This window comes from Bacillus sp. MBGLi79, from assembly GCF_002953915.1.
This window is the reverse complement of the sequence record NZ_CP026521.1, coordinates 1,322,337-1,345,170: the sequence shown is the minus strand read 5'-3', so window position 1 is coordinate 1,345,170 and position 22,834 is coordinate 1,322,337. Positions and strand designations below refer to the sequence as shown.

General features: G+C 46.8%; 21 protein-coding genes, 3 pseudogenes and 1 riboswitch. Of the genes and pseudogenes, 15 read left to right on the top strand and 9 right to left on the bottom strand.

Annotated features, from left to right (window positions below):
- Nucleotides 1–36: 36 nt before the first annotated feature.
- Complete coding sequence (locus C1T29_RS06715; RefSeq protein WP_040083477.1) at nt 37–885, bottom strand: CvfB family protein; 849 nt, start codon at nt 883–885, stop codon at nt 37–39.
- 146 nt (nt 886–1,031) lie between these two features.
- Here C1T29_RS06715 and C1T29_RS06710 point away from each other — a divergent pair, with 146 nt between their 5' ends.
- The 7 genes from C1T29_RS06710 to C1T29_RS06680 all read left to right on the top strand — a co-directional run bounded on the left by C1T29_RS06710 (nt 1,032) and on the right by C1T29_RS06680 (nt 8,296).
- A complete protein-coding gene (locus C1T29_RS06710) occupies nt 1,032–1,523 on the top strand; it encodes a YajQ family cyclic di-GMP-binding protein (RefSeq protein ID WP_095432645.1) in 492 nt (163 codons plus the stop codon).
- A 106-nt stretch (nt 1,524–1,629) separates the two neighbouring features.
- Nucleotides 1,630–1,747: riboswitch (SAM riboswitch) on the top strand.
- 89 nt (nt 1,748–1,836) lie between these two features.
- Entirely contained in the window at nt 1,837–3,675 is a 1,839-nt protein-coding gene (locus tag C1T29_RS06705) for a bifunctional homocysteine S-methyltransferase/methylenetetrahydrofolate reductase (RefSeq protein WP_103748929.1), read from the top strand.
- Nucleotides 3,676–3,764: 89 nt separating this feature from the next.
- Nucleotides 3,765–4,214, top strand: coding sequence for a GNAT family N-acetyltransferase (locus tag C1T29_RS06700; RefSeq protein ID WP_141237733.1), 450 nt, complete (start codon nt 3,765–3,767; stop codon nt 4,212–4,214).
- 4 nt (nt 4,215–4,218) lie between these two features.
- Entirely contained in the window at nt 4,219–5,067 is an 849-nt protein-coding gene (locus C1T29_RS06695) for a GNAT family N-acetyltransferase (RefSeq protein WP_103748930.1), read from the top strand.
- Between the two features lie 111 nt (nt 5,068–5,178).
- A complete protein-coding gene (locus tag C1T29_RS06690; protein WP_069839038.1) occupies nt 5,179–6,447 on the top strand; it encodes an MFS transporter in 1,269 nt (422 codons plus the stop codon).
- An 8-nt stretch (nt 6,448–6,455) separates the two neighbouring features.
- A complete protein-coding gene (locus tag C1T29_RS06685) occupies nt 6,456–7,571 on the top strand; it encodes a mandelate racemase/muconate lactonizing enzyme family protein (RefSeq protein ID WP_095432649.1) in 1,116 nt (371 codons plus the stop codon).
- A gap of 95 nt (nt 7,572–7,666) precedes the next feature.
- Nucleotides 7,667–8,296, top strand: a complete 630-nt coding sequence (locus C1T29_RS06680; RefSeq protein ID WP_009966972.1) for a YitT family protein — start codon at nt 7,667–7,669, stop codon at nt 8,294–8,296.
- Nucleotides 8,297–8,340: 44 nt separating this feature from the next.
- Here C1T29_RS06680 and C1T29_RS06675 read toward each other — a convergent pair whose 3' ends face one another.
- Together C1T29_RS06675 and C1T29_RS06670 are read right to left on the bottom strand one after the other, a co-directional pair.
- Entirely contained in the window at nt 8,341–9,099 is a 759-nt protein-coding gene (locus tag C1T29_RS06675; RefSeq protein WP_014663488.1) for a phosphosulfolactate synthase, read from the bottom strand.
- Complete coding sequence (locus tag C1T29_RS06670) at nt 9,096–9,782, bottom strand: 2-phosphosulfolactate phosphatase (protein WP_095432650.1); 687 nt, start codon at nt 9,780–9,782, stop codon at nt 9,096–9,098. The genes C1T29_RS06675 and C1T29_RS06670 overlap by 4 nt, the downstream gene beginning before the upstream one ends.
- 178 nt (nt 9,783–9,960) lie before the next feature.
- On the opposite strand from C1T29_RS06670, the gene C1T29_RS06665 reads away from it, so the two are divergent.
- The 3 genes from C1T29_RS06665 to cysC all read left to right on the top strand — a co-directional run bounded on the left by C1T29_RS06665 (nt 9,961) and on the right by cysC (nt 12,550).
- A complete protein-coding gene (locus C1T29_RS06665; protein WP_095432651.1) occupies nt 9,961–10,671 on the top strand; it encodes a phosphoadenylyl-sulfate reductase in 711 nt (236 codons plus the stop codon).
- A 113-nt stretch (nt 10,672–10,784) separates the two neighbouring features.
- Nucleotides 10,785–11,954, top strand: coding sequence for a sulfate adenylyltransferase (gene sat, locus C1T29_RS06660; protein ID WP_095432652.1), 1,170 nt, complete (start codon nt 10,785–10,787; stop codon nt 11,952–11,954).
- A complete protein-coding gene (gene cysC / locus C1T29_RS06655) occupies nt 11,951–12,550 on the top strand; it encodes an adenylyl-sulfate kinase (RefSeq protein ID WP_095432653.1) in 600 nt (199 codons plus the stop codon). The genes sat and cysC overlap by 4 nt, the downstream gene beginning before the upstream one ends.
- A gap of 26 nt (nt 12,551–12,576) precedes the next feature.
- Here the strand turns inward: cysC and C1T29_RS06650 are convergent, their stop codons facing one another.
- A complete protein-coding gene (locus C1T29_RS06650; protein WP_095432654.1) occupies nt 12,577–13,383 on the bottom strand; it encodes an alpha/beta fold hydrolase in 807 nt (268 codons plus the stop codon).
- Between the two features lie 204 nt (nt 13,384–13,587).
- Here C1T29_RS06650 and C1T29_RS06645 point away from each other — a divergent pair, with 204 nt between their 5' ends.
- The gene (locus C1T29_RS06645; RefSeq protein WP_095432655.1) at nt 13,588–14,226 is read left to right on the top strand and encodes a pentapeptide repeat-containing protein; all 639 of its coding nucleotides are present in this window, start codon (nt 13,588–13,590) and stop codon (nt 14,224–14,226) included.
- Between the two features lie 7 nt (nt 14,227–14,233).
- On the opposite strand, the gene C1T29_RS06640 is transcribed toward C1T29_RS06645, so the two are convergent.
- Nucleotides 14,234–15,688: an aminotransferase-like domain-containing protein gene (locus tag C1T29_RS06640; protein WP_095432656.1), complete on the bottom strand. Its 1,455-nt coding sequence runs from the start codon at nt 15,686–15,688 to the stop codon at nt 14,234–14,236.
- 85 nt (nt 15,689–15,773) lie between these two features.
- On the opposite strand from C1T29_RS06640, the pseudogene C1T29_RS06635 reads away from it, so the two are divergent.
- Nucleotides 15,774–16,419 (top strand): annotated as a pseudogene (locus C1T29_RS06635) (LysE family transporter).
- A gap of 50 nt (nt 16,420–16,469) precedes the next feature.
- Nucleotides 16,470–16,979, top strand: coding sequence for a DinB family protein (locus tag C1T29_RS06630; protein ID WP_038428145.1), 510 nt, complete (start codon nt 16,470–16,472; stop codon nt 16,977–16,979).
- Between the two features lie 48 nt (nt 16,980–17,027).
- Here C1T29_RS06630 and iolX read toward each other — a convergent pair whose 3' ends face one another.
- The 3 genes from iolX to C1T29_RS06615 all read right to left on the bottom strand — a co-directional run bounded on the left by iolX (nt 17,028) and on the right by C1T29_RS06615 (nt 20,156).
- The gene (gene iolX, locus C1T29_RS06625) at nt 17,028–18,056 is read right to left on the bottom strand and encodes a scyllo-inositol 2-dehydrogenase (protein ID WP_095432658.1); all 1,029 of its coding nucleotides are present in this window, start codon (nt 18,054–18,056) and stop codon (nt 17,028–17,030) included.
- 205 nt (nt 18,057–18,261) lie between these two features.
- Complete coding sequence (degA, locus tag C1T29_RS06620) at nt 18,262–19,275, bottom strand: transcriptional regulator DegA (protein ID WP_095432659.1); 1,014 nt, start codon at nt 19,273–19,275, stop codon at nt 18,262–18,264.
- A gap of 17 nt (nt 19,276–19,292) precedes the next feature.
- Complete coding sequence (locus C1T29_RS06615; protein ID WP_014663476.1) at nt 19,293–20,156, bottom strand: AraC family transcriptional regulator; 864 nt, start codon at nt 20,154–20,156, stop codon at nt 19,293–19,295.
- Nucleotides 20,157–20,279: 123 nt separating this feature from the next.
- Here C1T29_RS06615 and C1T29_RS06610 point away from each other — a divergent pair, with 123 nt between their 5' ends.
- Nucleotides 20,280–21,647, top strand: coding sequence for an MATE family efflux transporter (locus tag C1T29_RS06610; RefSeq protein WP_095432660.1), 1,368 nt, complete (start codon nt 20,280–20,282; stop codon nt 21,645–21,647).
- Nucleotides 21,648–21,676: 29 nt separating this feature from the next.
- On the opposite strand, the pseudogene farP reads toward C1T29_RS06610, so the two are convergent.
- Nucleotides 21,677–22,502, bottom strand: a pseudogene (farP, locus tag C1T29_RS06605) (farnesyl diphosphate phosphatase).
- A gap of 231 nt (nt 22,503–22,733) precedes the next feature.
- Between farP and C1T29_RS24725 the strand changes: the two are divergent.
- A pseudogene (locus C1T29_RS24725) lies at nt 22,734–22,834 on the top strand (damage-inducible protein DinB); the annotation flags it as partial.

Sequence of the window (22,834 nt, the reverse complement as noted above, 5' to 3'; positions counted from 1 at the left end):
GCCCCGCAGTTTTGCTGCAGGCGAGCCGTTTTCATGCTATTTTTTCTCGTATGTCCATCCATCTTCCTGATACACTTTTCCGTTTTTCATTAAATGGCCCAGCGCGCGTTTAAAGGCGGCTTTGCTCATGTTAAAACGTTCTCTGATATCGTCAGGCTCGCTTTTGTCACTGTACGGCATGGCGCCGTTTCTCGTTCTCATGTACGTTAGAATGTACTCGGCATCAACAGACATTGCATCCTGTTTTCTTGGAAGCAGCGACAAGTTGACCGAACCGTCTTCTTTCACTTGAATCACCCGCCCTGTTACTCTTGAACCGAGTCTTGGCTCCTCTTTTCTTTCTGACGGGTGAATAAAACAGCGGATCCCATCATCCGTAATCACGAATGATCCCGATGCGATCAGCCTGTACACCGTACCTGTCAGCTCTTTATTCATCAGATCTTCTGAAGCGTCGGTAAACAGTTCGCTGATGATGTCTTCCGGCGCTGGTTTCGCAAACATGCGCCCCCGGTTCGTCACCTTCAGCATACAGTAAAGCTTGTCCCCTTTTTGCGGCCAGACATCTTCGTACGGCGGCAAATGCTCAGTTGCGACTAGCGCGTCCTTCGATAAACCGACATCAACGAAAACGCCCATATCTTCCACTTTATCCACCACTTCAACCCAGCCATATTCATCCGCGCTGATGACCGGAATTTTCATCGTAGCCGCAAGCCTTTCCTGCTGGTCGACGTATATAAAGACTTCTACTTCCTCTCTGTCCTCGATATCCTCAGTCATTTCACTGTTATGTAAGAGAATCGTATCTTCCCCATCGGTTAAAAAGTAACCGAAGTCGGTTTGGTGATCTATACTCAAGGTTAATTGCTGCCCTGGTCTCATGCTATCGTCCTTCCTGTTCCGCTTATTTTATGCGGATTTTGTTAACATTTTTTCCAATCATCCCAAATTGATTCTTTGTTCTGTTGGAAGTTTCTCTTTATTCTACTATAATCAACACATAAGTTAAATGTTATGGAGGTTTTCATATGGCAAAAGAAAGTTCATTTGATATTGTATCAAAGGTCGAATTGCCTGAAGTGCAAAACGCAATCCAAATTGCACTGAAGGAAATCAGTACCCGATATGACTTTAAAGGAAGCAAAAGCGACATTTCTTTAGATAAAGAGGAACTGGTCCTCGTTTCCGATGACGAATTCAAATTAAGCCAGCTGAAAGATGTGCTGGTCAGCAAATTGATTAAACGAAATGTACCGACAAAAAACATTGATTACGGCAAGGTGGAAAATGCGTCAGGCGGAACGGTACGCCAGCGTGCAAAGCTTGTTCAAGGCATTGACAAAGACAACGCAAAAAAAATCAATACGATCATCAAAAACTCCGGACTGAAAGTGAAATCTCAGGTGCAGGATGATCAAGTGCGCATCACCGGAAAAAACAAAGATGACCTGCAGCAGATTATCTCAGCTGTGCGTGGAGCAGATCTGCCAATTGACGTTCAATTTATAAATTTCAGATAAATTTTCTGATTCCTATTGATTATTGTCTTTATTTTCGGTAAATTTGGAGAAAGGGAAAAACGCCAGGTATCTTACGGCACTTCCTGACACGAAAATTTCATATCCGTTCTTATCAAGAGAAGCAGAGGGACTGGCCCGACGAAGCTTCAGCAACCGGTGTAATGGCGATTAGCCATGACCAAGGTGCTAAATCCAGCAAGCTCGAACAGCTTGGAAGATAAGAAGAGACAAAATCACTGACAAAGTCTTCTTCTTAAGAGGACTTTTTTTATTTCTCTTTTTTCCTTGCTGATGTGAATAAAGGAGGCAGACAATGGGACTTTTAGAAGATTTGCAAAGACAGGTGTTAATCGGTGACGGCGCCATGGGGACGCTCCTCTACTCCTATGGCATTGACAGGTGTTTTGAGGAGCTCAATATTTCAAAGCCGGAGGAAATTCAGCGCATACATAAAGCGTACGTTGAAGCTGGAGCCAACATTATTCAAACGAATACGTACGGGGCCAACTATATTAAATTATCCAGACACGGTCTTGAGGATGACATCAAAAAAATGAATCAGGAGGCCGTAAAGATCGCGCGGGCTTCAGCAGGCGATGCATACGTGCTTGGAACGATGGGCGGCATACGCACATTTAATAAAAACGCGTACAGCCTTGACGAAATTAAGCGCAGCTTCCGCGAGCAGCTGTACCTGCTGCTGCATGAAGAGCCGGATGGCTTGCTGTTAGAAACGTATTATGATTTGGAAGAAGCCCGTGAAGTGCTGAAAATCGCGCGGAAAGAGACTGATCTTCCGATTATGCTCCATGTCTCCATGCACGAGCAAGGCGTATTGCAGGACGGAACGCCGCTTTCTGACGCATTGCGCTCGATTGCGGATCTCGGAGCTGATATTGTCGGCATTAACTGCCGCCTCGGCCCTTATCACATGATTGAAGCGCTCAGCGAAGTGCCGATTTTTGATGACGTGTTCTTATCCGTTTATCCAAACAGCAGCCTTCCTTCGCTTGAAGAGGGACGGCTCGTCTATGAAACAGACGACACGTATTTTCAAAACAGCGCATCAGAATTCCGTAAGCAGGGTGCGCGAATTATCGGCGGCTGCTGCGGCACCACGCCGAATCACATCCGTGCGATGGCGGAAGCAGTTGGCGGGATGGCTCCGATTACGGAAAAAGAAGTCAAAACCCGGGCGAAAGAACTCATTTCTGTTCAGCACGAGCGAACCGAGCCCGGTCTGAATGAGATCGCGGCGGAAAAACGCTCTATTATCGTAGAACTGGATCCGCCGAAAAAACTGAGCTTTGACAAATTTCTATCGGCGGCCGCTGAATTAAAAGAAGCGGGAATTGATGCCCTGACACTCGCCGACAATTCTCTGGCGACCCCGCGGATCAGCAATGTTGCCTGCGGCGCCCTTGTCAAGCAGCAGCTCGATATGCGTTCCCTCGTCCATATTACGTGCCGCGACCGTAACATTATCGGCTTGCAGTCACATTTAATGGGCCTTGATACGTTAGGGCTGAATGACGTGCTTGCCATTACAGGTGACCCTTCTAAAATCGGGGATTTTCCTGGTGCGACGTCTGTATATGATTTAACATCCTTTGATTTAATCAGACTGATCAAACAATTCAATGAAGGTCTGTCTCTGTCTGGAAAACCGCTCGGCAAGAAAACAAATTTCTCAGTCGCCGCCGCATTTAACCCTAACGTCCGCCATCTGGATAAAGCGGTAAAACGGCTGGAGAAAAAAATAGATTGCGGCGCGGATTATTTTGTTTCTCAGCCTGTCTATTCCGAGCAGCAGCTTGTTGATATCCATAACGAAACAAAACATCTGAAGACGCCGATCTACATCGGCATCATGCCGCTGACAAGCAGCCGGAATGCCGAATTCATCCACAATGAAATTCCCGGCATTAAGCTGTCTGATACGATTCGCGAAAAAATGGCCCATGCCGGTGAAGATAAAGAAAAGCAAAAGGCGGAAGGCCTTGCGATTGCACGCTCCCTTCTGGATACGGCGTACGAGCTGTTTAACGGCATCTACTTGATTACGCCTTTCCTCAGATCTGACTTAACCGCCGAGCTCACTTCATATATTCAGCAAAAAGATGAGCAGCGCCAAAATATCTTTTTGCATTAATCCCCAAAAGATTGCCTGATCGAATCGGGCAGTCTTTTTCAACGAGATTCGTGTTACGATATAGAAAAACAATCATGAGGAGGAACATTATGCTCGAAGTCAAAACCATTTCTGTGGAAGATACATATGAAATCCGGCACCGCATTCTGCGCCCCCATCAATCCATTGAACAATGCAAATATGAAGAGGATCATGCAGAAGGCTCCTTTCATCTCGGCGCGTTTTATGAAGGAACGCTGATCAGCATCGCTTCTTTTTCCCCGCAAAGTCAGCCTTTATTAACGGAAACCCCTGCGTATCGGCTGAGAGGCATGGCAACGCTCGAGGGATATCGCGATCAGAAAGCTGGAAGCACGCTGATCAAACACGCGGAGCACAAACTGGCGGAGAGCGGCGTTCAGGCGGTATGGTGCAACGCAAGGCACCATGTCAAGGGCTACTATGCCAAGCTTGGCTGGGAGGAACTTGGCGAACCATTTGACATTCCCGGCATTGGCAATCATATTGTCATGTACAAAACACTTAGAACAAGCAGGTGATCTTATGGACGTAGTGGATGAACTGATTGAGCTTCATGAAGAACACGTTTCCGGCTTATTGCGGCTTTGCGGGCAAGCCGGGTGGCCGGATTATGGCGAACAAGAACTGAGACTGCTTGTTCAGCAGGGACGCTTTTTCGGTTATCAAAATGTCAGCGGTGAGATGATTTCCTGCATCGGCTTGTTTTTGTTTGGCCGTCTTGCTTCTATCGGTCTTGTTATCGTTGACAAGGAATATAAACGGCTTGGTCTCGGCAGGCGTATGGTAAACGCCTGTATCGCCCAAGCGGATGAAAACACCGCCATCAGGCTTTGCGCCACAAAAGAAGGTTTGCCGCTTTATGAAAAAGCAGGCTTTCATACGGCAGGAACAGTGCGAAAGTACAGCTGTCACAGTTTTCAACCTTATACAAAGCAGGTTGACGCTGAACTGTCACCCTTTAGAGAACAAGACTTTCAAGACTTAGCGACGGCGGATCTTGCCGCCTTTGGCGGAGATCGATCAAACCTTTTGCAGCAGCTTATTTCCACTTCATGCGAATGTGTCATCGCCAGAAATCATGACGGGCAGTTCATTGGGTACGGACTATCTGTACAAACACCGGCCCATTTGAAATTCGGCCCCATTATCGCTCCATCATCAGACATTGCTGCACAAATAATCAGCAGGCTGGCGGCCGGCAAACAAGGTCCGATGCGAATCGATATACCGGGTGAACACACGTCTCTCCATGACAGCCTGATAGAAATGGGATTTCATAAAGATGATAAACCTCCGCTTTTGTTCTATCAGAAAAAAGCGCCTATTCAAAATGGACACTTATATGCTTTGATTTCACAGGCTCTCGGTTAACCCTCTTTTTTCCCGAACAGGTATCTTCTGTTCGGTTTTTTGCTGTCTGAGTACTGAATAAACGAAGCCATCAGGGACATTCTAAGCAGAAGAAAAGGAGTGTGCTCTGAGATGGAATCATCAAAACAAAATAACGGAATGACGATTGTAGCAATCGGTTCAATCCCTTTAATATTAACCCTCGGAAACTCGATGCTTATTCCGATTTTGCCAAAAATGAAATCTGAACTTCATTTATCACAATTTCAAGTCAGTCTCGTGATCACAGTATTTTCCTTGATTGCAGCATTTGCGATTCCGATCGTCGGTTATCTCGCAGACCGATTCTCAAGGAAAATCATCATTATTCCCTGCTTAATTTTGTATGGTGCCGGCGGTTTGTTAGCCGGGTTTGCGGCAGGTTTTTTTGACAATGCCTTTCCTTGGGTCATGGCAGGACGAGCGCTTCAGGGAATCGGGGCAGCCGGAACAGGCCCAATTGCCATGGCACTGACGGGAGATCTGTTTAAAGGCGCCCAGGAGAGCAAGGTGCTGGGCCTTGTTGAAGCTTCAAACGGCATGGGGAAAGTGCTTTCACCGATCATCGGCTCGCTTATCGCCCTGCTTGTCTGGTATGGCGCGTTTTTTGCCTTCCCTGTGTTTTGTATCATTTCAATCGTGCTGACTTGGATTTTTATTAAAGAGAAGAAAAAGGAAAAAGAACCGCCACCTATCGGAAAATATGCGAAAGGGCTGTTAAGTGTTTTTAAACATGAAGGCAGATGGCTGTTTACCGCTTATTTAGCCGGTGCGACCTGTTTGTTTACTTTATTCGGCATCCTGTTTTACCTCTCAGATGTTCTTGAAAAAACATACGACACCGACGGCGTGAAAAAAGGCTTGATTTTAGCGATTCCGCTTTTGGTTATGTGTGTGACGTCTTATACAACAGGAAGCAAAATCGGGCAAAAGCAATCGTTAATGAAAAAACTGATCGTACTCGGATTGGCGTTCATGACCGTATCTTACGCGGCACTGTCATTCATTGAAAATCTTGTCCTCTTTATCAGTGTTCTCGTGCTGAGCAGTATCGGCTCAGGTCTTGTCCTTCCTTGTGTGAACAGTTTCATTACCGGTGCTGTCGGCAAAGAAAGACGGGGATTTGTCACCTCGCTGTACGGATCTGTACGCTTCTTAGGGGTAGCAATCGGCCCTCCGATTTTCGGCCGCCTGATGCAATGGTCCAGACCCGGCATGTTTTTAAGCATTGCGGGATTGACTCTCGTTGTCGGCATTCTTGTGATGATGTTAATCCATGTGAAGCAAAACAATGAAGAAACAAAAGAGAAAGAAGACCCTAAAATGGCTGGCAATCGGCTGCAGCCCGCTGAGGAAAGGTAGCACCTAGCTTGAAAATTGTACGAATTGAAACCTTTCCGCTCTTGCACCGATTAGAAAAGCCATACGGAGACGCCAACGGGCTTAAACGATATCGGACTTGTTATCTGATCAGGATTATCACCGAAAGCGGGATAGACGGCTGGGGAGAATGTGTTGATTGGCTCCCGACTCTCCATGTCGGCTTTACCAAACGGATCATCCCGTTTCTTTTAGGAAAACAGGCCGGCAGCCGCCTTTCATTAGTGCGCACGATTCAGAAATGGCACCAGCGGGCGGCCTCCGCTGTAAGCATGGCGCTGACAGAGATTGCGGCCAAAGCTGCGGATTGTTCAGTTTGCGAATTATGGGGCGGGCGATTCAGAGAAGAGATTCCTGTGTACGCCTCTTTTCAATCGTACTCAGACTCCCCGCAATGGATCAGCCGCTCGGTCTCCAACGTTGAAGCCCAGTTAAAAAAGGGTTTTGAGCAAATCAAAGTCAAAATCGGCGGGACCTCCTTCAAGGAGGATGTCCGGCACATCAATGCGCTGCAGCATACAGCCGGCAGTTCCATTACGATGATTCTGGACGCAAATCAAAGCTATGATGCCGCGGCGGCGTTTAAATGGGAGCGCTATTTCTCTGAATGGACGAACATTGGCTGGCTTGAGGAGCCTTTGCCCTTTGATCAGCCGCAGGATTACGCTTTGCTTCGCAGCCGTTTATCTATTCCTGTTGCAGGTGGAGAAAACATGAAAGGCGCGGCGCAATTTGCGCCTCTCCTTTCACAGCGCTGTTTGGATATCATTCAGCCTGATGTCATGCATGTCAACGGAATCGATGAGTTTCGGGACTGCCTCCAGCTCGCCCGTTATTTTGGCGTCAGAGCATCCGCCCATGCATATGATGGATCACTTTCACGGCTCTATGCTTTATTTGCACAAGCCTGCCTGCCCCCATGGTCTAAAATGAAGAACGATCAAATTGAACCGATCGAGTGGGACGTCATGGAAAATCCTTTTGCAGATCTCGTCAGCCTGCAGCCTTCAAAAGGAATGGTCCACATCCCGAAAGGAAAAGGCATTGGAACAGAGATCAATATGGAAATCATCAATCGCTGCAAGTGGGATGGCTCAGCCTATTAAGCTGTGCCATTTCTTTATTTTGAGACATAAATAATGGACAGCCTCATAAAATGAAAACAGCGGACAAGTCTTTTCATAAAGGAGCAAATGACTTAATGGCTGAACTGCTGATGAAAGCAAAACTTACGTTTATGATTGTCGTAGGCGGCGTACTACAGGGACTCGGCATGTCCTTGTTTTTATTTCCGCATGATATTCCAACAGGCGGTGCAGCAGGTATTGCGGTGCTATTGCATTATCTGTTTCAAATCCCCCACGGATTTTCAGTGTGGGCTGTGAATGTATCAATGCTTTTTACCGCTTTAAAATGGCTGGAGATGAGAACATTCACCGGCACCCTCGCTTCTATCACCGTCACCTCTGTCTCGGTATTGATCTTTGATGCGGTTTTTCCGGATATCACATCTAATCTGTGGCTTGATCTGGCAAGCGGCGCAGTGTTACTGGGACTCGGCATCGGACTTTTATACAAATATAAAATTTCGAACGGAGGATTCGGAGCCCTTGCTCTAATGATTTCTATCTACCGCGGCGGAAATCCCGGAACGATCCTGCTCATCATGAATTGCATCATTTTTATGGTCACCGCGTCTATTATTGACTGGGGCATCGTCATTCAAGCCCTGATATGCCAGGTGATATCGACAAGAGTCATCGATTTCATCTACAACATCCGCCTGACCTCTCTTCCCTATCTCACGCCTATGTACCGCCATAAAAAATAATAGGCAGAGGCTCTCTTCACGACGAGAGCCCCGCAGCCGCTGTTTTACAGAAAAAAGGTATCGGATCTTAGCCCTAAACGCAGCGTCTCCAACGCGATGGCATCATGAAATGGTATATTGGCCAGATTCACATTCGGCCCGATTTTTTGAATAAACCCTTGCTGAAGCGTTTTGTTAGGCGCTTCAAAAATCAACCTGTTGATATCAATATCCGAAGAAATGATGTCGTCAACAATTTGAAACCTGACATCGCCGCTGCTGGAACAGATCCCTCCCGTCCCGCTTTCTCTGGCTTCTGTAATCACTTTTTCCGCGCCCGCTTCCAAATCTTCAACGATATATTCAAGCCATTCCTCAGAGCTTTGCCGGCTTGCTAATTCCGCATCCTTGCTGCCCACCTCACTAAGCACAAGAAATTCATCAGAAAAATCGGCAATGTAAGCCGCTTTCTCTTTATTTGTCATCGGGAGCGTACCGTTTGAAATCTCAATATATTCACAGCCGAAATAGGTGCAGTACCGATGAAATTCATTCACTTTTTTCTGGCTTACGTACTTTTCGAACAGTGTGCCGCCAAAGAAAAATGAAATGTCATGCTCTTTTAGCGTACTGATTTTTTCTTCAAGATCTTTCGTAAGTAATGATGTGCCCCAGCCGAATTTCACAAAATCAATATAGTCGGACGCTCCGGCTATCGCATCTTTGAAAAATTGCAAGGGATAGCCGTTATCAATTAAAATGGACTGCCCGGTTTCTCTCGGCTTATTTGTTCTCACTGGCAATTCTAGTGAAAAATCATTCATATTATGACCCTCTCTATCGTTGGAACTTCTCCATCTTGTTTCACTTTCATCACAAAATCGCCCGTCAGTTCTTTTGCACAGTAAGCGATGTCCTCCGAATCAAATAATGGCTGGCGGCGGTCAAAAAATTTCTCTGCAACAGAAGAGCCTTTTATTCTTTGAATCGCCTCCTCAGCCGTTACCGCATTTGTCCCTTCAATGATGCCTTTGATATACTCCGCACACGCCATATCGTCATCACCGGATGGGTGGGAAGCCACAATGTTTATGACACAATCGTTTGCGGCGAGCTTTTTTACATGCTGTGCCGTTGTTTTGGCATTGGAAAATCCAGTTACGAACAGATGCTTTGCATTCAGCGCCCCCAACGCCGCTGTGACGCCATTAGTTGTTTTCTGGATCAGACGCTTATCCGCCATATCCTGCTCAGCCATGCGTTTTGGAGAATTATCTAAATCAAATCCGCTGATACCGACCCCCTTTTCCTCTCCCGTCAATACATAATCCGGATAGGTGCCTTTCAGCGCAAAGGCTTCATCAGCCGTCCGGACCAACAAAATCTCTTTCGCCCCGCCGATAAACGCATAATGGGCGACCGTAAAGGCTCTGATGACATCAATGACGATGTTAATATCCGCCGGGGCAAGCGAATGATGATGCCCCTGATAAATGGAAATCGGCATAATACCTCTCCTTGGGCATAAAACCATTTTGCTTAAAAGCATATTCAGCCGGGCTCTTAATGGTTCCGCTCCTCATTTTAGGCGGGCGCGGCACCTAAAAACCCTGAACCTTTATGCAAAAAATGAATAGTCTGCCTATAACTCGATCAATAAAGCAGATGCAAACGGGGGGAAAACGTTGAACGAAACCATCACGTATGACACATGGAACGACATGCTGTCCAAACAGGTAACGGATCAATTGATCGATGAGCTCGATGTGTTGAAATGGGCTTACCGAACGTACGGGGAAAAGATTGTGTACGCCTGCAGCTTTGGCGCAGAAGGGATGGTGCTTCTCGACTTAATATCAAAAATCAACAAAAACGCACACATCATCTTTTTGGATACAGGGCTTCATTTTCAAGAAACATATGAGCTGATCGAGGCTGTCAAAGAGCGGTATCCAGGATTTACAATCCAGCTGCTCGAACCCGAGCTGAGCCTGGCAGAACAGGAGACGAAGTACGGCGGAGAGCTGTGGAAGCATAACCCGAACCTCTGCTGCCAATTGCGGAAAATCGAACCGCTCAAAAAGCACCTGTCCGGCATGACAGCTTGGATTTCAGGGCTGCGACGGGAGCAGTCGCCAACGAGAAAGCATATTCAATACGTAAACCTGGACCAGAAGTTTAAGCTCATCAAAATTTGCCCGCTCATCCACTGGACATGGGATGACGTTTGGACGTACATCCGCCTGCACAATTTGCCTTACAACAAACTGCACGATCAACATTATCCGAGCATAGGCTGTGAAATGTGTACATTGCCTTCCTCGGACCCGAACGATGAGAGGGCTGGAAGATGGGCCGGACGGGAGAAAACAGAATGCGGCCTGCATCAGGAATAGCGGATGGCAGGTTCTTGCTGTGAGAATCGAAATGATGTTAAGGCGCTGATGTAAAGCTTTTATTGAAGTGCAGAAAAGAAAACAAGGAAACGTATAAATGGAGGTTGAACACTTTGAATGGAAACGAGCCCCATGGAGGGGCATTAATCAACCGCTGTGATCCCGCATGCCGTTTTGAAGGGTGCACGTGCGAAGCGGAGCTGGATCAGCTTGCACTGAGCGACCTGGAGCTTATTGCGATCGGCGGCTACAGCCCGTTAACAGGTTTTTTGGGAGAAAAGGATTATCATCGTGTTGTGAAAGAAATGAGGCTGGCAAACGGCTTGCCGTGGAGCCTGCCGATTACGCTGCCTGTCGGAGAAGAAACAGCAAAACAGCTGTCTGCCGGAGATCACGTCAAGCTTGTGAAAGACAGCGTTACCTACGGCATGATCACAGTCACCGATATATACCGGCCTGATAAAACACTGGAAGCACTGTCTGTTTTTAAAACAACCGATCCTGCCCACCCAGGCGTAAAAAAATTGCTGGCGCGCCCGGATTATTATATCGGGGGGCCTATCACGGTCAGCCGCCTGCCTGACAAACCTTTCGAGCAGTTTTATGCAGCGCCCGCAGAAACAAGAGCGGCCTTTCAAAAACTCGGCTGGCAAACAATTGTCGGCTTTCAAACCAGGAACCCTGTTCATAGAGCGCATGAATATATACAAAAAACAGCGTTAGAAACGGTCGACGGTCTGCTGCTTCACCCTCTTGTCGGTGAAACAAAGTCAGACGATATCCCGAGCGATATCAGAATGGAGAGCTACCAGGTTTTGCTTGATCACTACTATCCAAAGGATCGTGTCATGTTATCGGTTTTCCCTGCCGCCATGCGTTATGCAGGTCCGCGGGAAGCGATTTTCCATGCGCTCGTCCGAAAAAATTACGGCTGCACCCATTTTATTGTAGGCCGTGATCACGCAGGGGTCGGCAGCTACTACGGGACATACGACGCACAAGATATTTTTCAATCATTCACAGAGGAGGAGCTTGGCATCAAGCCGCTGTTTTTCGAGCACAGCTTTTATTGCCGAAAATGCGGAAACATGGGCACCTCCAAAACATGTCCGCACAGCTCAAGAGACCACATCCACTTATCAGGCACAAAAGTGAGAGAGCTTCTCCGCCAAGGCAAAAAGCCGCCTAAAGAGTTCAGCCGGCCTGAGGTCGCAGCCGTGCTGATCAAGGGACTTCATCAACAGCCTGTTGCCATCCAGCAAAACAGCGGGGAATTAAAATGACACACAATCCGAACATCATTTGGCATCCCGCTTCCATCTCAAAGTCTGACAGACAGTCCTTAAACGGACACAAAAGCTGCGTCCTCTGGTTTACCGGCTTATCAGGCTCCGGAAAATCGGTGCTGGCCAATGCGGTCGATGAAAAGCTTTACCGCAGGGGCATTCAGAGCTATGTGCTTGACGGTGATAATATCCGCCACGGCTTAAACAAAGATCTTGGATTTCAGACTGGTGACAGGATTGAAAACATCCGCCGGATCGGAGAAGTGGCGAAGCTGTTTGTCGACAGCGGACAAATGATTTTAACGGCTTTTATCTCTCCATTCAGAGAAGACCGGGACATGGTTAGAGCGCTCTTTCCAAAAGGTGAGTTCTTCGAAATTTATGTAAAGTGCCCGCTGCATGTTTGTGAACAGCGCGATCCAAAAGGACTTTATAAAAAAGCGCGAAACGGAGAGATCAAACATTTCACCGGGATCGATTCTCCGTATGAAGCGCCCATTTCACCCGATTTTATCATTGAGTCGGACCAGATCTCGATTTCCGATGGAGCTGACCTCATCATTAACGAACTGCAAAACAAAGGGATCATATAAAAACCCGATGAATATCGGGTTTTTTCTTATGAGTTGGAGAACTGCGCAATCAAACTGTTGATCTTCTCTTTTTCCTCATAAAATGCTCCGTGCCCGCTGTTTGCAAACGGAACCAATTCCGACTGTTTGATGCCGCGCTTCAACTCTTTCGCAAAATCAAACGGCGCAATTTTATCCTTTCTCCCGTGCAGGATCAGCGTTGGCACCTTGATTGCAGCAAGTTCCTTTCTGAGATCCTCGTCTCTTAATGCAATGCCCGAGTGGATCGTCCCGTAGGAGGAGGCCTCCAGCATCAGATTGAGAAACCACTGTCTCAGCTCTGGGGACACTTTTTTCTCAAAAAACTGTTTCCCTAAATCCGCCAGTGTTTTGGGCCGATCCGTTTTGAACAGTTCAATCATATCGTCAATATCCCGCTTCCTCATTCCGTACGGATAACCCGGGCGTTTTGTGAACGCGGGTGCCGCTGCTGACAGTAAAATCAGCTTATCAACATCGGCTCCCTCATGCCTTGCCATATAACGGACTGCAATGGCTCCGCCCATTGAAAAACCGGCAAGAATCGCATTCTCAAGCTGCAGCGTATAAATGACTGCTTTCACATCATCGGCCATCGTGTCATAATCATAGCCTTCCCAAGGGCGGTCAGATAGTCCATATCCCCGTAAATCAATGCCGATAAAACGGAAGCCTCTTTTCGGAAGCTCATTCATTTGATATTCAAACATCTTATGATTCAACGGCCACCCGTGCAAAAAGATGATTGGCCTTCCATGTCCGATATCCTCTACAAACAGTGTCACATGCTCCTCGGTTTTGACGTAATGCCCCATTTCGCATTCCTCCTGTTCCCTTTGGCTTTCCCGGCCTGTAAACGCCTTGACGTACAGGAAGCTTTCCATTTATGCTTACAAAACAAGCGGGCTGCTGTACCAAGAAAGGCTCTTTACGATTTACTATATGTATCAAATTCCTTAACGATCTACTAAATTGAACCCGGAAGCCTCTGTTTTTCGGGCAGCAAAGGATGTCATCACATGAATAAAATTACAATTCAAAAACCGAATATACCGGAAATCCTGCAAACCGCAGATTTTCATGATGCCGTGACGCAGGATGATGTAATCAGCATGCATTTGTTTGAAGATTGTACAATCTTCGGCGAAGATATCGAAAGACTTTGTGTGGAAAAAACGATCTTTAGAAATGTCGTGTTTATCGATGTGTCTTTTCGGCATATTGAACTGACCGATGTAATCTTTGAAAAATGTGATTTATCAAACGCCGATTTCAGCGGAGCTGTCATTCACAGAACTTCTATTAAGCAGTCAAAAATGGTTGGAATGAATGTGGCGGAAGCAACGCTGCGGAATGTTTCATTCGAGGAATGCCACGGACATTTCAGCTCATTTTCGTATTCAAATATGAAACAAGTTCGATTTGATCACTGTGCTCTTATGCAAAGTGAGTGCAGCAATACGGTGCTCCAGCAGACACACTTTGACAGGTGCGAATTGGAAGGCGCCAGCTTTTCCGGCACGTCCCTTCAAAACATGGACATCAGCACGTGCCGTTTTGAACAGCTTCATGTCTCCCTCGACAAATTGAAAGGCTGCAAAATCGCACCTGAGCACGCGATTGCTTTCGCCAGGGCGCTGGGAGCTGTCATCGTATAACAAAAGCTTAGGACATCATCAGGCGGCGGGCTGTTTCGGCTGCCGCCTTAATGCCAGTTTCCAAATCCCCAAGAGATGCATAGGAATATGACAGCCTGATGCTGTTTCGGTCTTCGCCGTCATAAATGGAACCGGGATTCACAAGCACTTGCCGTTTCAGCAGTTCATAAAAGAAACGGCTGACAGGCAGGTTTTTATGAAATGTCACCCAAATATAAAAGCCGCCGGCAGGAATCCGCCACGAGGCAATGTCCCCCGCATACCGCTCGAGAAAATGAACGGCGGCGTCTCTCCTTTGTTTAAGCACCCTTCGCACCCAAGTCAGATGCTCTTCATAATACCCCTGCGACAGCCACTCGGCAGCCGCCCACTGGGACAGTCCGCTTGAACCGTAGTCTGTCTGCATTTTAATGTCCGACAGCCTTTCAATAACCGGTTCCGGACCGGCAATCCAGCCGATTCGCAGACCGGGGCTAACCGTTTTTGAAAACGTGCCCAGGTACAGAATATGGCCCTCGTGATCCATTGCTTTCAACGGCTGCGGCGGTTTTTCTTCGAACCATAAATCACCATACGCATCATCCTCAATGATGGGCAGCTGCTCTTTTTTTGACAGGCTGATGATCTCTTTCCTCCGCTGCTCTGACATGACTGTGCCAGTCGGATTTTGAAACGACGGAATCGTGTAAAGCAGCTGTCCTCCATATTGTTTTCGATAAGAAGAAACAAGCCCCGCCTTGATCCCTTCTTTATCCATCGGCAAGCCGCGAAGCCGCATCCCCGCTGATTGAAACACATGCAAAGATTGAAGGTAGGACGGCTTCTCCGTCAAAATGACAGAGTCTCGTTTTAAAAGTCCAATTGAGATGAGCTGAAGTGCCTGAAGTGCGCCGGACACAATTAAAATTGCAGACGGTGACACACGGATCTTCTTTCCTTTTAAATGGTCCGCCACCGCTTCCCTCAGCTGACGGTTTCCTTTCGGCTGCTCGTACCCTAAAGATAGGGCACACGAATTGATTCGCTGAAACATCCGGCCCATTGTGTCAGCAGGCAGCAGATCCGGTGAAAGTTCTCCTGTGCCTAATCTGATGATATCCGTTCTTGGTTCGTTCTGATTAATAGCCTGAATGATGGAAGAGTTAGGGCGATGAATGCCCGAACGGACGTAATCGCTCCAATCAAGCGGAGGCTCAGCCGCCAGCACGCTCCAAGTACTGTTTACAACCTTCGTACCGCCGCCTCTTCTTCCCTCTAACAAGCCTTGAGACGTGAGTTCATCTATAGCTGCTGTGACTGTGCTGCGGTTGACTTGAAACATGTCGGCCAGCGTTCTCTGTGAAGGGATTTTCGTCCCTACAGCCCACTCTCCGTGAAGAATTTTGTCTTTCATATATTGTTCGATCTGCCGATGCAGCGGAACATCTGACTTTCGGCTTGGCTTCCATTGCGACAAGGTCATGCCCCCCCTTTTTTCACATTATACATTTGGCTGGGTCCAAACCCAACCAAATGGCTGGAGACTTTGGTAAACATCTTTTTTATGATTGAAAAAAAGATGTGAAAGGAGCTTTTTTCAGCATGAATGCAATCATTCACGGAATTCTGCTCGCGTTTGGCTTAATTTTGCCGCTGGGAGTGCAGAATGTGTTTATTTTTCAGCAAGGCGCGTGGCAAAAATATGTTTGGCGAGCACTCCCCGCCGTCATCAGTGCTTCAGTCTGCGACACCCTGCTCATTGTATTAGCTGTTGCGGGCGTATCTGTCATTGTGCAGCAGCTGCCCATGTTTAAGGCAGTGATGATGGCCGGCGGATTTTTATTTTTGCTTTATATGGGCTGGGTAACTTGGAACAGCCGTCCAAAAACAAGCCAAGATGAAAAACATACATTTACAGCAAAAAAGCAAGCCGTGTTTGCGGCCGCTGTTTCACTTTTAAACCCGCATGCCATTCTGGATACGATCGGTGTCATCGGCACGAGTTCTCTTCAATATTCGGGGCTTGAGAAATGGCTCTTTATGGCCGCCTGCATCGCTGTATCTTGGATTTGGTTTAGCAGTCTTGCAATAGCGGGCAGGCTGTTTCAAACAATGGATACGAGCGGCAGGCTAATGGTGATCGTAAACAAATGCTCTGCAGCGGTCATGTGGGCAGCGGCAGGATATTTTGGGGTATCACTCTTTTGCAATTGAAGGAGAAACAGATGAAAAAAACGAATTTCTTAGAAAAGGGGGCAATGCTGATGACTGATGCAAAACAGTTTTATGACTATCATTCTTGGGCAAATAAGAAAATATTTACCCATATCGAAAACCTGCCGGAGGAAACTGCCTATCAAGAAGTAAAGAGCGTATTTCCTTCTGTCAGCGACGTGCTGCTTCATATGTGCAGGGCTGACTACATTTGGCTGAATGTTCTTTCGGGAGTGGCCTACCAAGAGATTATAGACAGCGCAGGTAAATTAGAGTCCGCGCAAGGTAATATGGCAGCGATTAAACAGCACGCTGCCGAGCTGGAGTCACAGTATCATGATTTCTTCAGCCGCCAGACGGACTTAGAACAGACCTTCACAATGCAGCATCCGAAACTAGGTACACTGGAATCAACCTATGCAGACACCATCCTGCATGTCGTCAATCACGGCACTTACCACAGAGGGAACGTAACCGCCATGCTGAGACAGCTGGGCCATTCAGGCATACCTACTGATTATATGTACTATTTATATGAGAAAAGAGAAAGCAAGGGTTAAAATGTCCTTGCTTTTTTTGCGGAAAGCCTCAATGCAACATACTAGCTTTTACATACCTGTATAAGCACGCTTCACATCTAGCTGGACCGGCATGCCGCTCCGAAAGGAATTGGTTGCGGCGATACCCACTTCTAAATTGATCGTCGCATCAATATCAGTCACAATCGGTGTTTTTCGATCCCGGACACACTCGGCAAAATGCTGAAGCTCCAAGCAGTAGGCTTCATGAAAACGAGTTTGAAAGTCTGGAATGATATCAAAACTGCTCCCTTTAGCCGAAAGGATGGTCACATGTTGATTTCTCAATGTTCCTATGAAAATACTGCCCTCTGTCCCGATCACCTCCGCCCGGATGTCATGTCCGTATGGAGAGGTTCTGCTTGCCTCGACATCCCCCGCTGCGCCGGAGTCAAATTCAATATACGTCAGCGCCTGATCCACATCGCCGTACTGCTCCATAAACGGATTGTTCAGAATCCTGCCGTGTCCTGAAACAGAAGTGATTTCCGCCCCTAGCAAATAACGGGCAATATCATAGTCATGGATGGAACAGTCGATAAAAATTCCACCGCTGTGTTTGATAAACTCTGCGGGTGGCGCGCCTTGATCGCGCGTAAAGCCTTTATAATAGATAGGTTTGCCGATTTCACCTGCGTCAATCCGCCGCTTGGCATCTGCGTATGCGGGATCGAATCGTCTCATAAAGCCGACTTGGCAAATGACACCTGTCTCCTGCACTTTTTCAGAAACTGCTCTAGATTCCTCAAGGCTTAATGTCAGCGGTTTTTCAACGAAGATCTGTTTGCCGTTCTCGGCTGCTTTGATGATCATATCACCATGTGTGCTTGTCGGTGTTACGATAATGACAGCATCAATACCGGGATCTTCTAACACCTCATATGGGTCCTCTGACCATTTTTCGATACCGAATTCTCTGGCAACCTGCTCCGCTCTCCCTTTCAACGGATCACTGACACAGACCAGCTTTGCCCCTGGTACACTGGTGATGAGATTTTTCGCATGATAATAACCGAGCCTTCCTAATCCCAATACTGCGCATCTTACTTGATGTTCCACGCCCCATCCTCTCCTTTGTCTCATTTCAGGATCGCTTGGAGAAAGCGCTTTCTCTCAACATCTAAAAAAACAGCGGCAACTCCGCTTTCATTTTTGCGCAAGCGCTTTCTCAAAAGATGGTTTCATTTTACACTGCCTTTGGTTTACACGCAATATGTTTTTTGGCTTCAACTTTCCTAATGAAAAAACCCGCTCATTAGCGGGCTTATGTGTTAGGCGGTGATGTAGAATGTCTGATAACAAGTTCAGGCGGGAGCACTATTTTATGTTTCGTCTTCCGTTTTCCCTCTATTGCTTCTGCCAGCAGTTCAATGACGCTTCGCCCCATATCTTTTATCGGCTGGGCTACGGTCGTCAGGGGCGGAGCCGCCATTTCTGCGAGTATCGTGTTATCAAAACCAATGATAGAAAGGTCGTCCGGCACTTTTATGCCTCTTATTCTTGCAGCTTGTATGGCGGCGCAGGCCAATACGTCATTGAAGGCAAAAATAGCCGTCGGAGCGTTTCTGTCGAGCAATTTACCCGCTTCTTCCTTGCCGCTTTCCAAGGAAAATCGCGTCTGGATGATCAGTGACTCATCAATGGGCACGCCCGCTTCCTCCATCGCCTGGCGGAAGCCTTTGATTCTATTTTTTTCACCTGTTGTTGACCCGTCTCCGATAATACAGGCGATGTTCGTGTGGCCGAGTGACAGAAGATGCTTGGCAGCCTCGTACCCGCCGCGAACATCATCCATGACGACAATATCCATCGGAAGCAGCGGTTTATCCTGAGAAATCATGGCAAGCGGAATCTGTTCATTGGCGATTTCCTCCAGAGCAGACATACTGTCATGGTTTTCAATCCCTGTCGCAAAAATAATGCCGTCCACCTTTTTCTGCTTCAGTACAGAAAAATATTTCGTTTCTTTTTTCGGATCGTAATCGGTGCTGCAAATCATCATTTGAAAACCAAGCTCATCCGCTCTTTCCTCAATGCTTTTGGCAAGCTCGCCGTAAAACGGATTTGAAATATCAGGCGCTACGAGAGCGATCATATTCGTTCGTTTTCCCGTTAACGCCGCGGCGTGGACATTGGGCGTGTATGCCATTTCATTCATGACATTCATGACCTTCTGCCGCGTTTTGTCGCTGATTCTCCCCGTATTGTTAATCACACGCGACACGGTTGTAATCGAGACACCCGCCGCCCTTGCCACATCGTAGATTGTTGTTTTCATGTTCATCCCTCGTTTGGTTATTGAACTTTCCGGCTGACAATTTTCCGGTATTCAATTGGTGAAATCCCTTCTATCTGCTTAAAGAGTTTCGAAAAGTATGTCGGATCTTCCATTCCAACCGTTTCTGCAATAACTCCCATTTTATCATTTGTAGAGGATAAAAGACGCTTCGCTTCTGTCATTCTCACCCGGTTCGTGTATTGTGCCGGCGTTACGCCGAGCACCTGCTGCATGCAGCGGCTCACATAATCCTGATGATAGTGAAGGGCGAGTGACAGGTCCTTGATTGTCGTCTTTTCCTTATAATGCTCCTGTAAGTACCGGGCCGCCTCCCAGGCTACCCGCTCTTTCGCAGACGGTATTTGGAACGCTTCTTTTTGCAGATGCAGCATCAGCTCCTCAAATAAGATTTGCTTTCTGAGCGGCAAATCGGAGTTTTCCGCGGAGTAATCAATCAGTCTTTCAAACTGCTGGGCCATAAACTGCGGGCGCTGCACCTTGCCTTTTCTCGGCAAAGCCAATCCGTAGCGGGCCGGCTCTTCGAAGCTCCCTTTTTCCTGCTGAAGCTCAGACCAATTGCTGCCTCCCTTAGCTGTAAATTCATAACGATGTTCATCGAAGTGAAGCCAATAGTAGGAGGTTGCTTCATCACTGCCCTTCGTTCCATAGTGTTCGAGACCGGGAGAAAGCAGAATGTACTCGCCGCCTTTAATGGAGAATGATTTCTCATTTTCCGTAATATATAACGTTCCGTCTTTGACATATATCAGATCAAACACGGAGAATACACGTTTCACATGGGTTTCTCCCTTTTTAAAAACCCCTTCTCCGGCCGCGATAAATACCGGAAAAGGCGGGACTGTAAACAGGATGCGAGGCATTTGAATCATCCTCCTTTTTAAGTCGGATTTTTACAAGAAGTATCGTTTCTCTCCCTTTTTATTATAAGGAAATGGAGGTACACTTTAAAACGTTGATTTTATTTACGAAAGGGGTTAGACACGATGAAACAAGCTGTCTTCAAATCAACTGCTTTGAAAAAACCCGCTGACAAAACGTTCTCATTATTTTCGCTTACTTGGCCGATCTTTATTGAGGTCTCATTATATATGTTTATGGGTAATGCCGATACACTGATGCTCAGCCAATACTCGGATAACAGCGTGGCAGCAGTCGGCGTCAGCAACCAGATTTTGAATTTAATTATCGTGATGTTCAGCTTTATCGCCACAGGAACGACCGTTGTGATTTCACAATTTTTAGGCTCGCGGCAAAAGAAAGAAGCCATGGAAGTCGCTTATGTGTCAATCGGCGCCAACTTCTTCATCAGCCTTGCGATCAGTGCCATCATTTTTTTCGCGGCGGTTCCTCTGCTTCATATGATGGGATTATCAAACGAGCTGATGCCTGATGCGAAAGTCTTTTTACAAGTTGTCGGAGGTCTGTCCTTTATTCAGGCTTTAATCATGACATTCAGCGCGGTCTTAAAAAGCTACGGCTATACAAAAGATACAATGTTTGTCACTATCGGCATGAACATTTTAAACATTGCCGGAAACTTTGTGGTGATTTTCGGTTTGTTCGGCTTTCCTGTTCTCGGCGTTGCCGGTGTGGCGCTGTCTACATCTATCGCCCGCGTCATCGGATTAATCGCGATGATTGTGATAGTCAACAAACGCATTCAGCTAAAGATGACGCTGAAAAAAGTATTTCATATGCATAAAGAGCATTTGCGCAAGCTGCTGAAAATCGGCATCCCTTCTGCGGGAGAGCAGCTGTCATACAACCTGTCGCAAATGATTGTCACGTATTTTATCGCGATCATGGGCGCGCAGGCGTTGACAACAAAAGTGTATACGCAAAATATTACGATGTTTATTTTGCTGTTCGGCACTGCGATCAGCCAAGGTACGCAAATTTTAATCGGCCGTTATATCGGCGGCAAACAATTTGATGCCGCTTATGAGCGCTGCATGAAGAGCTTATATTGGGCACTCGGAATTGCTGCGGCTACCTCAGTTTTAATGACGATCTTTTCAAAAGACCTGATCGGCATCTTTACACAAAGCCCGGACATTATTGCGACTGCAAGCCTTTTGATTGCCATGACGATTATCCTTGAACCGGGCCGCTCGTTTAATGTCATTATCATTAACTCCCTGCGTGCCGCGGGGGATGCGAAATTCCCGGTTTACATGGCAATGATTTCAATGTGGGGCATCGGTCTCCCGCTTGCTTATCTATTCGGCATCCATCTCGGTTTCGGTCTTGCCGGCATTTGGATTTCTTTTATCGCGGATGAATGGGTTCGGGGAATCTTAATGTACAGAAGATGGCGCTCCCGCATCTGGATTCAAAAAGGTATGGCGTAACACCCGGCTCAATAAGGCCGGGTGTTTTTTTATATGTCAGACAGAATCCGCTTCACTTCATTCTCTGTGAGGGCGTATTGATGTTGAAATACATCATACTGCTCCGCCCGGATTTTTTCTAAAACAGCCCGGTACAAATGAAGAGCGGCTTTCACCGTTTTTTGTGAATACTGCGGAAATAACGGCAAGGCATCCTGACACTCTTCAAGGTAGGCTTCTGCTTCAAAAGCGATATACTCCCACGTCATTGTGAACGCTTTATTTACGGTGCCTTTTTGGAGATCAGCCTCTGTATAGCCGAATTGCTGCATTACCTGACGGGGAATGCGGTTTTTTTGCTGATCTGTGCCAAGATCACTTAAGAAGCGAACCAGCTGTATGGCCAAGCCGAGAGAGACGGCTGCTTGTTTGAGCTGACCTTGTTTTCGGCGTGTCAGTATCGGCAGCAGCATCAATCCGGCAGCACCGCCCGTCCGATATGCGTACATGAGCAGTTCATCAAGGTCATCATACGGCTTGGCGTCTTCTTTTTGTACGGCAATAAACTCCCGAAATGGTTCGCTTTCCAATGTAAAGGTCCGATACGCATGATCAAAAGCCTTCCATAGATGTTGATTACCGTTATTTGTCCTTTGGTAAACATGATCAGCTTTAGCTTCAAATGCGGGCAATACCTTTTCGTCTGCACTGGCCGCCGTGTGGCAAAACGACAATACTGCCCAAGAGGCTTGTCTTTGCTTTAGCGGGAGATATGATAATGCTTTGAAACAGGCTGGCGCGTATTCGCCAACAATCTGTCCGCATTGCTGGTAAGCTTCTTTTATCTCTTTCATTTTTCTCACTCCTATGTATCACTGCTTCTTCAAGTCTAGTATGTTTTTTCCTAATTGTATATGAAGAAAATGCCGATTCTTACTTTGTAAAAGTAACAAGACGCACAGCATCATCGACGAGATATGCATTATTATTTTTAATGCCATACAACAGGTAGAATGTAAACATTTCTCAATCATCACTTCAATAATAGAGGAATCACGGAAAAAAGGGCTAATTGTTATGTTACATGATAGTATTGGAGTGAGTTCAGTGATAAAATTTTTTGAATATAACTGGCAGGTTAGAGATCAATGGTTTACTTGGTGTCATCAACTAACCACTGAAGAATTACTTAAAAACCGTCTTGGCGG

What these genes read in the sequence shown, in the direction of transcription:
- C1T29_RS06715 (WP_040083477.1), bottom strand. Translation starts at nt 885, where the DNA reads ATGAGACCAGGGCAGCAATTAACCTTGAGTATAGATCACCAAACCGAC.
- C1T29_RS06710 (WP_095432645.1), top strand. Translation starts at nt 1,032, where the DNA reads ATGGCAAAAGAAAGTTCATTTGATATTGTATCAAAGGTCGAATTGCCT.
- C1T29_RS06705 (WP_103748929.1), top strand. Translation starts at nt 1,837, where the DNA reads ATGGGACTTTTAGAAGATTTGCAAAGACAGGTGTTAATCGGTGACGGC.
- C1T29_RS06700 (WP_141237733.1), top strand. Translation starts at nt 3,765, where the DNA reads ATGCTCGAAGTCAAAACCATTTCTGTGGAAGATACATATGAAATCCGG.
- C1T29_RS06695 (WP_103748930.1), top strand. Translation starts at nt 4,219, where the DNA reads ATGGACGTAGTGGATGAACTGATTGAGCTTCATGAAGAACACGTTTCC.
- C1T29_RS06690 (WP_069839038.1), top strand. Translation starts at nt 5,179, where the DNA reads ATGGAATCATCAAAACAAAATAACGGAATGACGATTGTAGCAATCGGT.
- C1T29_RS06680 (WP_009966972.1), top strand. Translation starts at nt 7,667, where the DNA reads ATGGCTGAACTGCTGATGAAAGCAAAACTTACGTTTATGATTGTCGTA.
- C1T29_RS06675 (WP_014663488.1), bottom strand. Translation starts at nt 9,099, where the DNA reads ATGAATGATTTTTCACTAGAATTGCCAGTGAGAACAAATAAGCCGAGA.
- C1T29_RS06670 (WP_095432650.1), bottom strand. Translation starts at nt 9,782, where the DNA reads ATGCCGATTTCCATTTATCAGGGGCATCATCATTCGCTTGCCCCGGCG.
- cysC (WP_095432653.1), top strand. Translation starts at nt 11,951, where the DNA reads ATGACACACAATCCGAACATCATTTGGCATCCCGCTTCCATCTCAAAG.
- C1T29_RS06650 (WP_095432654.1), bottom strand. Translation starts at nt 13,383, where the DNA reads ATGGGGCATTACGTCAAAACCGAGGAGCATGTGACACTGTTTGTAGAG.
- C1T29_RS06645 (WP_095432655.1), top strand. Translation starts at nt 13,588, where the DNA reads ATGAATAAAATTACAATTCAAAAACCGAATATACCGGAAATCCTGCAA.
- C1T29_RS06640 (WP_095432656.1), bottom strand. Translation starts at nt 15,688, where the DNA reads ATGACCTTGTCGCAATGGAAGCCAAGCCGAAAGTCAGATGTTCCGCTG.
- C1T29_RS06630 (WP_038428145.1), top strand. Translation starts at nt 16,470, where the DNA reads ATGACTGATGCAAAACAGTTTTATGACTATCATTCTTGGGCAAATAAG.
- degA (WP_095432659.1), bottom strand. Translation starts at nt 19,275, where the DNA reads ATGAAAACAACAATCTACGATGTGGCAAGGGCGGCGGGTGTCTCGATT.
- C1T29_RS06615 (WP_014663476.1), bottom strand. Translation starts at nt 20,156, where the DNA reads ATGCCTCGCATCCTGTTTACAGTCCCGCCTTTTCCGGTATTTATCGCG.
- C1T29_RS06610 (WP_095432660.1), top strand. Translation starts at nt 20,280, where the DNA reads ATGAAACAAGCTGTCTTCAAATCAACTGCTTTGAAAAAACCCGCTGAC.